Genomic DNA, 12,585 nt, shown 5'->3' on the forward strand with positions numbered 1-12,585 from the left:
CTCGACTGCCGCTCGTTTTCGGCGGCCGACGGGGTCAGCATGGGTCGGGGGCTGCCTCCGTGAGCAACTCCGCCAGGCCGTCCACGAATTCGGTCAGCCAGTCCAGTCGTGGTCCGCTGCGGGCGACCCGGAATCCGTGGCGACGACCATGGAACGCGGCCTGGACCGCGTGTAGTTGGGCCCATCGCCGCACTCGTCCGCGATCGAGTTCCGCGGCCTCGGCGAACACGTCCAGCACACGGCGAACCGCCTTGCGCAGGTCGTCCGCTTCGAGGAGCCGCAGGGCGCCCGCCTTGAGCAACGTGCCGCCGTCGTAGGCGGGATCGCCCGCGTAGCCCTTCGGGTCGACGGCCAGCCAGGGCTCGCGGTCGGCGCGCAGGATGTTGCGGGCGTGCAGGTCGCCATGGATGACGGTGTCCGGCTGGGTGCGGCCCAGCTCGCGGATGGTCGCCAGAGCGGCGTCCAGCACATGACGCGGCAGGGTGTGCGGCAACTCCCCGGCGTCCTTGCACAGTTGCTCCTCCCAGGCGTCGGCCTGCTCACGCAACCGGGGCAGCCCGGGCGGTGCGGGGACGGCAAGGCGGCGGTTGAGCCGCCCGGCCACCGTCACCACCTCGTCGTCGTCCTCGACCTCGGCCAGAGTCGACGTCCGGGCCCGCTCCAGCAGCATCGCGAACCGCTCGTCGTCACGCTCGTACAGCCGGACGGCCCCGCGCCCGCCCCACACCGTGAACGCGTCCGGTTCATGGACGTTGCCGGGATGCGGGAACGACACCTTCAGCACAGCGGCGCCCTCGTCCCGCCGCCGCACCGGGACGATGACCCCGACCCCGCCATGCATGACGTCACCGTCGGGCACACACTCCCAGCGCCTCAGCAACTCGCCCACGATCCCGGGCAGTTCGGCAAGCCACGCCGCTCCGGGCTCGCCTTCTCGCTCGACGGTGCTCCGCACGAACACCTCTGGTATCCGGATCATCCGGACACCTTACGCCCCAGCAGACCGCCCCTCACTGCCCCGCAAGGGCACTGGGTGGTGGGAGCCGTGCCCGGGACAATGGCCCCATGACGACTTCTCACCTGGTCTCCGCGACCGAGTTGGAACGATCACCCGTGGTCGCCAACAACGCGATGAACCGCGAGCGCGGTCTGGCCGGTGTGAACAGCTACGCCCGTGAGCTCGGTTTCGCCCCCCTCGAGTACCTGGCAGAGCGCGCCACCGCCCCGTCGTGGCTCGATCTGTGCTGCGGCGAGGGCCGCGCCCTGCACCAGGCCGCGTCCGCTCTGCCTGCCGACGCAGTACTCACCGGCGTCGACCTGGTGGGGCCGCTCGTCCCTGTGCCGACACCGCCCACGGTGGAACTGGTCATCGCCTCTGTCTCGCACTGGGCACCGAAACGGACGTACGACCTGATCACCTGTGTGCACGGCCTGCACTACGTCGGCGACCAGCTCGGCCTGCTCGCCGGGGCCGCCTCCTGGCTCGCTCCCGACGGCCTGCTGCTCGCCCACTTCGACCCCGACTCGATCCGCTGGGCCGACGGTTCACCTGCCGGGCGGGCTGCCGTGACAGCGTTGCGCACAGTCGGCTTCCGCTACAGCGCCCGCCACCATCGCCTCACGCTCCAGGGGGCACGCAGCAGAAGGCTCCCCTTCCGCTACCTGGGAGCCGACCCGGCCGCCGGCCCGAACTACACGGGCCAGCCTGCGGTCGCGTCCCACTACGACCCTGACGAGGTGGCAGCCTCCGAATAGGCGGCGCGCTGCGGCGGTGAGGGTGGTGTTTCGGGGTCGCGCACAGTAGAACTGGGCCCCATGTCTGATCAGCAGCCAGCCCCTCACCCGGCCCAGATGCCCGGTGCGCCCTGGGCGTACGCGCCACCGCAGGCCTGGCCGGTCAGCGCCATGTACCGGCGACGGGCCCGCATTCTCACCTGGCTCACAGTCATCATCGCGGTCTTCATGGTGGTTGCGCTCGTGGTGAGCATTGTCTTCCTTGTACTTGCGGACGCGGACACTCGGAACGCTGCCCTCGGTTACCTCGCCCTCGTTCTCTGGGTCGGGATCGCCGCTGCGATCCCAGTCCTGCTCGCGGTCGCCATCCCCGGTGCGGCCATGAGGCGGCGCGTGCGGCAGCAGCGACAGGCGGGGATCCCATTTTGGTGAGGCGCCGCCAGGCGTGCACGACGGCGGCGGTGGCGAGCGGACCTCGCGGTCCGGGAAGAAGACGTACATCCAGCTGTCGCACACGGTGGAGTGGGCGATCGTCGACCGCTTGAGGCAGCGCCCCTAGGCCCCCTGGCCAGGGCCGATAACCGGACATGCCGAAGGGCGTCCACTCGTTGTCGAGTGGACGCCCTTCGGCATGACTCAGGGTGCGTAGATGGCCTCGATCTCGTCGGCGAAGTCCCGCATCACCACGTGGCGTTTCAGTTTGAGGGACGGAGTCAGATGGCCGGATGCCTCGGTGAACTGGACATCGAGGATGCGGAACTTCCGCACCGACTCCGCCTTCGACACCGCCGCGTTGCCATCGTCGATGGCGCGCTGGATCTCGGCGAGCAGCTCGGGGTCCTCGCGCAGCCGCGCCACCGGGATGTCCTCCGCCTTGCCGTGCTGCGCGGCCCAGCGTGGCAGGAACTCGCCGTCCAGTGTCACCAGCGCCCCGACGAACGGCTTGGCCTCGCCGACCACCATGCACTCGGCGACCAGTGCATGGGCGCGGATACGGTCCTCGATCACGGCCGGGGCGACATTCTTGCCGCCCGCGGTGACGATGATCTCCTTCTTCCGGCCGGTGATGCGGAGGTAGCCCTCATCGTCCAGGGACCCCAGGTCGCCGGTGTGGAACCAGCCGTCGACCAGCGCTGCCGCGGTCGCCGTCTCGTTGTTCCAGTAGCCGTTGAAGATGTGCTCGCCGCGCAGCAGGATCTCTGTGTCGTCGGCGATGCGCACCGAGCTGCCCGGCAGCGGCAGGCCCACCGTGCCGATCTTCTGGCGGTCGTACGGGTTGAGGGTGGTCGCGGCGCAGGACTCGGCGAGGCCGTAGCCCTCCAGGACGGTGAGGCCGAGGCCGCGGTAGAAGTGGCCCAGACGTTCGCCGAGCGCGGCGCCACCAGAGAGGGCGTGCGTGGTCCGGCCGCCGAGGACCGCGCGCAGCTTGCTGAGGACCAGCCGGTCGAGCACCTTGTGCTTCAGCTTGAGCCCGACCCCGGGGCCGGACGGTGTCTCCAGCGCCCGGCTGTGGGCGATGGCCGTGTCCGCGGCGAGTTCGAAGATCTTCTCCTTGCCGCCCGCCCGGGCCTGGGCACGCGCCGAGTTGTACACCTTCTCGAACACCCTCGGTACGCCGAGCAGGAAGGTGGGCCGGAACTTCCCCAGTTCCTCGGTGACGTTCTTGACGTCGCTGACGTGTCCCACCTTGACCGGTGCCGCCATGGCCCCGACCTCGACGACCCGGGCCAGGACGTGCGCGAGCGGCAGGAAGAGCAGGATGGAGGAGTCCTCGCGGAACAGGGGGGTGTTGCGGGCGATGATGTTGCCGCACTCCGCGAGAAAGTTGCGGTGGGTGAGGACACAGCCCTTGGGCCGGCCGGTGGTGCCGGAGGTGTAGTTGATCGTGGCCACCGAGTCGGGGCCGGCCGCCGAGGCGTGCTCGTCGACCTGAGCGTCCGCCACATCACGGCCCATGGCGACGAGTTCCTTGATGCCACCCGCCTCGATCTGCCAGAGGTGCTTGAGCAGGGGCAGGCGTGGCCGCACCGCCTCCACCACGGCTTGGTGCGCCTCGGTCTCGACCAGGCACGCCACCGCGCCCGAGTCACTGGTGATCCACTCGACTTGCTCGGCCGAGGAGGTCTCGTAGACCGGAACGGAGACCGCGCCCGCACACCAGATCGCGAAGTCCAGCAGCGTCCACTCGTAGCGGGTGCGCGACATCAGGGCGACCCGGTCACCCGGCTGCACACCAGAGGCGATCAGGCCCTTGGCCACACCGCGGACCTCGGCGAGGAACTCCGTGGCGGTGACGTCCTGCCACTCGCCCGAGACCTTGCGGGCGAGCACGGCCCGGTTGGGATACTGGGCGGCGTTGCGGAGGATGATGTCCACCAGGTTGCCGTCCGACGGAACGTCGTACAAGGCCGGAACACTGAACTCGCGCAAGACCGTTGCTCCTTGTCGGCGTGGCCACGGAGGGGAACGCCGCAGCGGAGGCTGGGTGCTGACGGCCCGGAGGCTACCAACAAGTAAGGATCAGGTACAGGTACAGGTTGAGCCCGACTGCAGGCCGAGGCCGACGCGAAGGGCCTGAACGCCTGGGAGGTGAACGTCGACTCCACGGTCTGCCTGGCCTAGGCCGCGACGGGCCGCCGCTCCTCGGCGGACTCGGTCTCCGCCGTCTGCTCCTTGCGGTACGCGCGGATCGAGTACGTCAGGGCGGCGGCCCACAGCGCGTACAGGAGTACGTAGACGGGAGTGCTCAGCGAGCTGGACGCGCCGACCCAGTCGCTCTTCAGCAGCGTACGGACATTCGTCACGATAATGACGCCCCCGACCGCGGACCCCAGAACGCGCGGCGGAACCAGCCGCACCAGCCACGCCGCGATCGGCGCCGCGATCAGCCCGCCGAGGAGAAACGCCGCGACCCAGCCCCAGTTGAGGCCCTGCGAGCCCAGCGAGAAGAGGAAACCCAGGCTCGCCGCCACCGCGACCAGGAACTCGCTCGTGTCGATGGAGCCGATCACCTTGCGCGGCTCCATACGCCCGCTGGCCAGCAGCGCCGGCGTACCCACCGGCCCCCAGCCGCCCCCGCCCGTCGCGTCCAGGAACCCGGCGACCACCCCGAGCGGCGACAGGAACCTCTTGCGCAGCGGCTTGCCGAGATTGCCCTTGGGCATGCCGCGGAGCGTGAACCGGGACATCACGTACAGCCCGAGCCCGAGCAGGATGAGCGACATCACCGGCTCGGCGACCGCGGTGGACAGCTGGGACAGAACGGTCGCACCGAGGAACGCGCCCACCGCCCCCGGCACCCCGATCTTGGCGACGACCTTCCAGTCCACGTTCCCGAACCGCCAGTGCGCGGCGCCGGACATCAGCGTCGTACCGATCTCCGCGAGGTGAACCGTGGCCGAGGCCGCGGCCGGGTTGGTGCCCATGGCGAGCAGCAGGGTGCTCGAGGTGACGCCGTAGGCCATGCCCAGGCTGCCGTCGACCAGTTGGGCACCGAGGCCCGCCAAGGCGAGCAGTACCAGGGTGCGCATACGAGTCCGTCCCGCCTTTCCTAGCTTTCCTACCGACTCAGTAGGGATCGACGGGCCGACGGTAGTGGTTCAAGCTGAGAAGAAGTTAAAAACGATGTGGAGACGCCTTGGAGTCGGGCGACTTCCGACACCCCGACGGTGCTGTGCTCCACGATCGTCGTCAGACCGAGTGAGGCAGGCGTCACTGCCATGCTCGACCGTGACTGCTCCCTTGTTCGTTTCTGCGCGCCGTTCCTCTACGCTCGATGAGGTCATCAACTACCGCGTGACATCTGCCCGGTGACGGAGTGGGCGTGGAGTGCGCGTCCCCGCTCCACGTCACCACTGGACGACTTCAGGCGCAGCCACGGGTCGGCACATCCGGACGCCGACGACCCCGTTGGCGCGTCCCGCCGGGCAGCGAAAGGGATGCGCCGTGCCTTCGGCTTCGGCGAACTACCGCACCTTGCTGCGCACTTCGGGTGCCGCGGCCTTCTTCCTTCCCGCCGCTGTCGGGCGTCTGGGCATCGCCATGACGGGCATCGGCATCGTCTGGCTGGTGCACGCACGCACCGGGTCGTATGCCGCCGCGGGTCTCGTCACCGGCGGGTTCGCTGTCGCGGACGCCGTCGCCGGGCCCCAGATCGGGCGCCTTGTCGACCGGTTCGGGCAGGCGCGGGTGCTTCCCTGCGCGCTGGGCGCACATGCCGGGGCCGTGGCGCTGCTGCTCGTCGGCGCCGTTCCGGACCTCGTCGCCGGAGTGCTCGTCGGGGCAACGCTGCCCCAGCTCAGTGCCCTGTCCGCCGCTCGCTGGTCCGCCCTGCTGTCCGGCGAACGGGCTGCCGCGTTGCCCACCGCCTTCGCCCTGGAGGCCCTCGCCAACGGCGTGTCCTACCTGGCCGGCCCGGCCCTGGTGAGCGTCCTCGGTGCGGCGGGCCGCCCGGGCGCCGGGGTGCTGCTCGCCGCCGCGCTCGTCGTCGGCGGCGGGCTCGCCCTCGCCGCCCAGCGCCGCACCATGCCACCCCTCACCGGCCGCGCCGAACGCCGGCACGCCGGACGCGCCCTGCTCCGCTCCGCATTCCTGCGGCAGGTCGCGCTCGGCCTCGCGCTCGGGGTGTTCTTCGGCGCGATGCAGGTGTCCGTCGCCGCGTACGCCGTCGGACGCGGCACGCCAGACGCGGCGGCGCTGCTCTATTTCGCCTCCAACTGCACCAATTTGGTGGGTGGTTGGGCCTACGGAGCATGGTGCCACGGCGGCTCACCCCGGCGCCGCCAGGCCGCAGCCGCCGCCTGCCTCACCCTCGCGAGCCTCCCGCTGACCTTCCTCGACGCACCCCTCGCGGTCGGCGCCACCCTCGCCCTGACCGGGCTCGCCGTGCCGGTTCTGCTGATCCTCGCCTCCGTCCTCACAGAGTCGTCGGTCCCGCGCGTCGTCCTCACCCAGGCGTTCACCTGGGGCAACTCCGCAAGCGCGGCAGGATCAGCGGGCGCCGCCGCGGTCGCGGGGCGGGTGGTGGACGCGGGCGGTGCGCACGGCGGTTTCGGTGTGGCGGCGGGGGCCGCGGTGGTGATGACGGTCCTGGCGCTCGGCGGTCTGCGGGACTCATCACCGGACGTGCCGAAGTCGTCCGCGCCCGCGGAAACCACGGCGCCGAACCCGCCGGCCACACGGCGGGGTTCGTCCACGAACCGCAGGGCGCCCTGAACTCCATGACCTGCAACGGGCGCCCCGCCTCTTCAGCAGATCTACTCTCATCTGCGCATCTCGGACGACTCCCTGTGCGAGCCCGCCCCTTGCGAACGGATCGTCATTGCGGTACGTCGGTCATGGCGCGGATTGGTGATCCGGAAGAAACTCCCTAACCGCGCCGCGCGATCAGCGCCGCCACCCCGTCGAGCACGACCCCGAGTCCGAACTCGAAGTCCGCGTCCGGCTCGTCCGCCTGGTCCAGGGCCTCGGATTCGAGGACGCGCGTGACGGCCGGGTGGCGTTCGGGGTCGGTGAGGGTGGCGAGGGTGCGCTGGTAGCGGCGCAGGACCTCCTCGGGGGTGTGGCCGCTCGCCGTGTACGCGGCGTCCAGCTCGGACATCAGCGTCGCCTCGTTGCGCACATAGCCGCTGACCAGCATGATCACGCCGAGTTTCGTGCCCTCGTCGAGCCCGGTGCCGTCAAGGGCCGCGAGGCCGGACTCCATCCACGCCACCGACTTGGGGCTCGCGGGCGGCCCGGAGACCGGGATCCGCAGGAGCCACAGGTTCTCGTAGAAGAACGCCCGCTGCGCCCTCGCCCACCGGGTCAGGCCCGCGCGCCAGCCGGACCCTTCGGGCAGCGGTTCGGGGGGCGCGGGCGTGACCGCCTCCTGCATCAGGATGTAGAGCTCGTCCTTGGCGCCGACGTACCGGTAGAGCGACATCGGCGAGGCGCCGAGCTCCTTGGCGACGCGCCCCATCGACACCGCCCCGACGCCCTCGGCGGCCGCGACGCCCACCGCCGCGGCCACGATGCGGTCCAGGCTGAGCCCCGGCTTCGGCCCCTTCGAGGGGCGGGCCCTGAAACCCCAGGCCGTCGCGAGGCTCGCGGGAAGGCCGGTGTCCTCGTCCGCCGCCGCCATCCGCGTCGCCTCCCTCTGCGCATCCGGGACCGTTCCTCGGGCCTCCGGCTTGACGTACATCCTAGTTCTGCGTAACCCTTACACAGTAATGCGTAAGGGTTACGCAGTAAGTAGTCATGGAGAGGCGAGGCCATGCCCGACGCACCCGCCATCGAGGCCACCGGCCTCCGCAAGACCTACGGAAAGGTCGAGGTCCTGCGCGGTCTCGACCTGACGGTGCCGCGCGGCACCGTGCACGCCCTGCTCGGCCCGAACGGCGCGGGCAAGACCACCATCGTGCGCATCCTGGCCACGCTCACCGAGGCCGACGCGGGCACCGCCAGGGTCGCCGGGCACGACCTGCGCACCGAGCGGGCCCGGGCCCGCCGCGCGATCAGCCTCACCGGCCAGTTCGCGGCGGTCGACGAGATGCAGACCGGCGCGGAGAACCTGCGGATGATGGCCCGGCTCGCCCGCACCCACGGCGGCGCCCGCACCTCCCGCGCCGCCGCACGCACCCGGGCCGCCGAACTCCTCGACCGCTTCGACCTCGCCGACGCCGCCGACCGCCTGGTCAAGACGTACTCGGGAGGCATGCGGCGGCGCCTGGACCTGGCCGCGTCCCTGGTGGGCGAACCCGAAGTGATCTTCCTGGACGAGCCGACGACGGGCCTCGACCCGCGCAGCCGCCAGGAGCTGTGGAGCGTGGTGCGCGAGCTGTCGGCGCGGGGTACGACGGTCTTCCTGACCACCCAGTACCTGGAGGAGGCCGACCGGTTGGCGGACCGTATCGCCGTGCTCCACCGCGGCGAGCTGGTCGCCGAGGGCACCTCCGAGGAGCTGAAGCGGCGCGTCGCGGGCCACCGCCTCGACGTCGTCCTGACCGACCCGGCCGCCTATCTGCGCCTGGTGTCACAGGCGGCGTACAGCGAGCCCGAGACCCGCACCCTGGGCTTCCCCACCGACGGCGGCGCGCCCCAAGTGCGGGCGCTGCTCGACGCGTTGGACCCCGACGGCACGGCCATCGAACGGTTCTCGCTGCACACGGCCACCCTCGACGACGTCTTCCTGACCCTCACGAAGCCGACACAGCCCGCACACCAGGAGCCCAGCCATGTCTGACGCACTCATCATGACCGGCCGCTCCGTCCGGCTCAGCCGCCGCAACGTCGATGCCCTGATCATGGCCATGGCGCTCCCGGTGATGCTGCTCCTGATCTTCGTGTACTTCTTCGGCGGAGCCATCAACACCGGTACGAAGTACGTCACTTACGTCGTCCCCGGCGTCCTCCTGCTGTGCGCCGGCTTCGGCTCGGCCAGCACCGCCGTGGCCGTCACCGAGGACCTCAAGGGCGGCATCATCGACCGCTTCCGGTCCCTCGACATCGGCGGCACCCCCATCCTGGCGGGCCACGTCCTCGCCTCCACGGCCCGGAACCTGATCGCCACCGCCCTGGTCTTCGCGCTCGCCTTCGCGATCGGCTTCCGCCCCTCGGCCGGCCCGGGCGGCTGGCTCGCCGCGATCGGCCTCCTGGTCGCCTACATCGCGGCACTCTCCTGGCTGTCCGCCGCGGTGGGCCTGCTCGTCAAGTCCCCCGAGGCAGCCGGGGGTTTCACCTTCTTCGTGAGCTTCCTGCCCTACCCCAGCAGCGCCTTCGTGCCAACCGACACCATGCCGTCGTGGCTCCAGGGCTTCGCCGCCCACCAGCCCGTCACCCATGTCATCGAGGCGGTACGCGGACTGCTGCTCGGGCAGCCGGTGGGCTCGACGGGGTGGGTGGCGCTCGCCTGGTGCACGGGCATCCTCGCCGCCTCGGCGGCCGCTTCAGGAGCGCTGTTCAAGCGGCGTACGGCTTAGGCGTGTTGCCGGGGTCGCCGACCCGGCGCCCTCAACGGCAACGGACGATGGCGATGGCCTCGCGTATCCGGCGGCTCACGGCCGCCGCGGGCATGGTCGAGGAGGGGACCATCCGGGAGCACATATTCAAGGCCGGCCGGTGGCGTGACTCCGTCGTCCACGCCATGCTCGACCGCGAATGGGCCGCTGCCTCCAAAAGGCTCACGCCTTGATGCAGTACCAGCGTGGGGATAGGCAAAGGAGCCCACGGGTAGGGCGGGTAGCTGTCGTGGGAATGTGACAGTGACGGGGTCGAGTGTCACATTTCCGCGATCACACCCCCGTACTCCAGAGGTCTTGCCGCGCAGGGCGAGGCGTGAGCGCAGCCGGGGCGCTCGGGCCGTCGGGCAAACCGGCAGCGGCTTGTTCGGGTCTCGTCCTACGGTGAGGGCCATGAAGCTGGGGAAGGGGAACTGACTATGGACATCCTGCTCATTGGCGGCCTGTGGCTGGACGGATCCGTGTGGGGCCGCGTCGCGTCCGCACTGGAGTCGCTCGGCCATCGCCCGGTGCCGCTCACTCTCCCGGGCCAGGGGGACGGCCTCGCGTCCGCCACGCTCGACGACCAGGTGGCGACGGTGCTCGCCGCGGTGGACGCGGCGCCCGGCAAGCCCATGGTGGTGGGGCATTCAGCCGCATGCACGCTGGCCTGGCTTGCCGCCGACCGGCGGCCGGAAGGGCTGGCCAAGGTCTGCCTCATCGGCGGCTTCCCGTCCGCCGACGGTCAGCCGTACGCCGATTTCTTCGAGGTGAGGGACGGCGTCATGCCCTTCCCGGGCTGGGACCCCTATGAAGGGCCGGACGCCGCCGACCTCGACGACGAGGCCAGGCGAAAGTTCGCGGCTGCAGCGATTCCCGTGCCCGCAGCCGTCGCCAAGGGCGTGGGGCGGCTGACGGACGAGCGGCGGCTCGACGTCCCGGTCGTGGTCGTATGCCCGGAGTTCACGCCCGCCCAGGCGCAGGAGTGGATCAACGCCGGCGACGCCCCGGAACTCGCCCGGGCCAAGCACGTCGACTTCGTCGACATCGACTCGGGCCACTGGCCCATGGTCACCAAGCCCACCGAGCTGGCCCGAATCCTGGCCGAGGCGGCCGACAGGCCCTGATGAGCAGCCCCACGCGACCGCCGCCGCAGAGGGCTGAGTCGCATGGCGTGAGCACTTCTCTGCGTCGCGTTCACGCAGTGCTCGTTTGAGCGTCTGGAGGACATGCTGCCGCTTTGTGTTCACGCTTTTTGCGGGGTAGGGGTCATGGGCCCGTGAGGCGTGGCCCTCCCCCCACGCCTCCGCACGACGAGCTTCTGCCGGTGGACCGGTGAACGTACTAACGAAGCCGGATCACGTTCCAGGACAAGGGCTCCAGGACAGCGTTCAGCGTGCCGTCCTGGAGGGTGGTGCCGTCGACGGGGTGCGGGGTGACGCGGTCCGGGTTGTCGAGGGTGTTGCGGGCGTCGGGGTCGGCGTCCGCGAGTGCGGTGTGCTCGACCAGGGAGGTCAACTCCAGTCCGTTCAGGGCTACTTGGAGAGGGAGCGCCTCCGTGCGGCTGCGGTTGACCGCGAACACCGTCACCGAGCCGTCCTCCGCCCGTACGGCCGTGGCGTGCAGCAGGTCCGTCTCGCCGTACTTCTTCGTCTCGTACGTCGGTGAGTCGACCCGTACGTCGAGGACCTGGCCGCGGCCGTACTTCGAGGCCTGCGCGAACGGGAAGAACGTCGTCTGGCGCCAGGCCGGGCCGCCCGGCTCGGTCATGATCGGGGCGATGACGTTGACGAGTTGGGCGAGGCAGGCCACGGTCACACGGTCCGCGTGCCGGAGCAGTGCGATGAGGAGCGAGCCGAAGACGACGGCGTCGGTGACGCTGTAGTTGTCCTCCAGGAGGCGGGGGGCCTCGGGCCAGTCGTCCTGCTCGAACGTCTTCGCGTGCTCCTCCCACTTGGGCAGGTACCAGACGTTCCACTCGTCGAAGGAGAGGTTGATCCGCTTCTTCGACTTGAGCCTCGCGCCCACGTGGTCGGCGGTCGCGACGACGTTGTCGATGAAGGACTCCATGTCGACGGCGGAGGCGAGGAAGGAGTCGATGTCACCGTCCTCCGGCCAGTAGTAGGCGTGGAGAGAGATGTAGTCGACCAGGTCGTACGTCTCCTTGAGGACCGTCGCCTCCCACTCGGCGAACGTCGGCATGCCCTGGCTGGAGGAGCCGCAGGCGACCAGCTCGACGGTCGGGTCGAGCTGGCGCATCGCGCGGGCCGTCTCGGCGGCGATACGGCCGTACTCCTCCGCCGTCTTGTGGCCCGTCTGCCAGGGGCCGTCCATCTCGTTGCCGAGGCACCAGAGTTTGATGCCGAAGGGGTCCTTGTCTCCGTGGGCGACGCGCTTCTCCGCGAGTGCGGTGCCGGAGGTGTGGTTGGCGTACTCCTGGAGTTCCAGGGCCTCGGCGACGCCGCGGGTGCCGAGGTTGACCGCCATCATGGGCTCTGCCTGGGGGCCGACCTTGCGGAGGAAGGCGATGTACTCGGAGAGGCCGAAGCGGTTGGTCTCGGTCGAGTGCCAGGCGAGGTCGAGGCGGCGGGGGCGTTCGTCCGCGGGGCCTACCGAGTCCTCCCATTTGTAGCCGGATACGAAGTTGCCGCCGGGGTAGCGGATGGCTGTCGCGCCGAGTTCGCGGACCAGGTCCAGGACGTCGGTTCGGATGCCGTCTTCGTCGGCGCTGGGGTGGCCCGGTTCGTAGATGCCGGTGTAGACGCAGCGGCCGAGGTGCTCGACGAAGGAGCCGAAGAGTCGGGGGTTGACCTCGCCGACCTTGAAAGCGGGGTCGAGGGTGAAGCGGGCGGTGTGCATGGTCGCCTTTCGGGGA

General features: G+C 70.4%; 12 protein-coding genes. 6 read left to right on the top strand and 6 right to left on the bottom strand.

The window, feature by feature from the left end; genetic code table 11:
* Positions 1–34 precede the first annotated feature (34 nt).
* Positions 35–979, bottom strand: coding sequence for an aminoglycoside phosphotransferase family protein (locus tag OP79_RS15210; protein ID WP_033320715.1), 945 nt, complete (start codon positions 977–979; stop codon positions 35–37).
* Between the two features lie 86 nt (positions 980–1,065).
* On the opposite strand from OP79_RS15210, the gene OP79_RS15215 reads away from it, so the two are divergent.
* Complete coding sequence (locus OP79_RS15215; RefSeq protein ID WP_033320716.1) at positions 1,066–1,755, top strand: class I SAM-dependent methyltransferase; 690 nt, start codon at positions 1,066–1,068, stop codon at positions 1,753–1,755.
* An 83-nt stretch (positions 1,756–1,838) separates the two neighbouring features.
* On the opposite strand, the gene OP79_RS55270 is transcribed toward OP79_RS15215, so the two are convergent.
* The 3 genes from OP79_RS55270 to OP79_RS15230 form a co-directional block, all read right to left on the bottom strand.
* Positions 1,839–1,988, bottom strand: coding sequence for a hypothetical protein (locus OP79_RS55270; protein WP_157857316.1), 150 nt, complete (start codon positions 1,986–1,988; stop codon positions 1,839–1,841).
* A gap of 382 nt (positions 1,989–2,370) precedes the next feature.
* Entirely contained in the window at positions 2,371–4,164 is a 1,794-nt protein-coding gene (locus OP79_RS15225; RefSeq protein ID WP_033320718.1) for an AMP-dependent synthetase/ligase, read from the bottom strand.
* 188 nt (positions 4,165–4,352) lie between these two features.
* Positions 4,353–5,264, bottom strand: coding sequence for a sulfite exporter TauE/SafE family protein (locus OP79_RS15230; protein WP_033320719.1), 912 nt, complete (start codon positions 5,262–5,264; stop codon positions 4,353–4,355).
* A gap of 415 nt (positions 5,265–5,679) precedes the next feature.
* On the opposite strand from OP79_RS15230, the gene OP79_RS15235 reads away from it, so the two are divergent.
* Entirely contained in the window at positions 5,680–6,948 is a 1,269-nt protein-coding gene (locus OP79_RS15235; protein WP_106972390.1) for an MFS transporter, read from the top strand.
* A gap of 154 nt (positions 6,949–7,102) precedes the next feature.
* Here the strand turns inward: OP79_RS15235 and OP79_RS15240 are convergent, their stop codons facing one another.
* Complete coding sequence (locus OP79_RS15240; RefSeq protein ID WP_033320720.1) at positions 7,103–7,855, bottom strand: TetR/AcrR family transcriptional regulator C-terminal domain-containing protein; 753 nt, start codon at positions 7,853–7,855, stop codon at positions 7,103–7,105.
* Between the two features lie 132 nt (positions 7,856–7,987).
* On the opposite strand from OP79_RS15240, the gene OP79_RS15245 reads away from it, so the two are divergent.
* The 4 genes from OP79_RS15245 to OP79_RS15260 all read left to right on the top strand — a co-directional run bounded on the left by OP79_RS15245 (position 7,988) and on the right by OP79_RS15260 (position 10,837).
* Positions 7,988–8,956: an ABC transporter ATP-binding protein gene (locus tag OP79_RS15245; protein ID WP_033320721.1), complete on the top strand. Its 969-nt coding sequence runs from the start codon at positions 7,988–7,990 to the stop codon at positions 8,954–8,956.
* Positions 8,949–9,692, top strand: coding sequence for an ABC transporter permease (locus OP79_RS15250; RefSeq protein WP_033320722.1), 744 nt, complete (start codon positions 8,949–8,951; stop codon positions 9,690–9,692). Before OP79_RS15245 ends, OP79_RS15250 begins: the two co-directional genes overlap by 8 nt.
* 53 nt (positions 9,693–9,745) lie before the next feature.
* The gene (locus OP79_RS15255; protein ID WP_157857317.1) at positions 9,746–9,904 is read left to right on the top strand and encodes a GNAT family N-acetyltransferase; all 159 of its coding nucleotides are present in this window, start codon (positions 9,746–9,748) and stop codon (positions 9,902–9,904) included.
* Between the two features lie 246 nt (positions 9,905–10,150).
* The gene (locus OP79_RS15260; RefSeq protein WP_033320724.1) at positions 10,151–10,837 is read left to right on the top strand and encodes an alpha/beta fold hydrolase; all 687 of its coding nucleotides are present in this window, start codon (positions 10,151–10,153) and stop codon (positions 10,835–10,837) included.
* Positions 10,838–11,054: 217 nt separating this feature from the next.
* Here the strand turns inward: OP79_RS15260 and arfA are convergent, their stop codons facing one another.
* Complete coding sequence (gene arfA / locus OP79_RS15265) at positions 11,055–12,569, bottom strand: arabinosylfuranosidase ArfA (protein WP_033320725.1); 1,515 nt, start codon at positions 12,567–12,569, stop codon at positions 11,055–11,057.
* Positions 12,570–12,585: the final 16 nt, after the last annotated feature.

The sequence above is a fragment of the Streptomyces yerevanensis genome (assembly GCF_000716805.1).
Lineage (GTDB): Bacteria > Actinomycetota > Actinomycetes > Streptomycetales > Streptomycetaceae > Streptomyces > Streptomyces flaveus.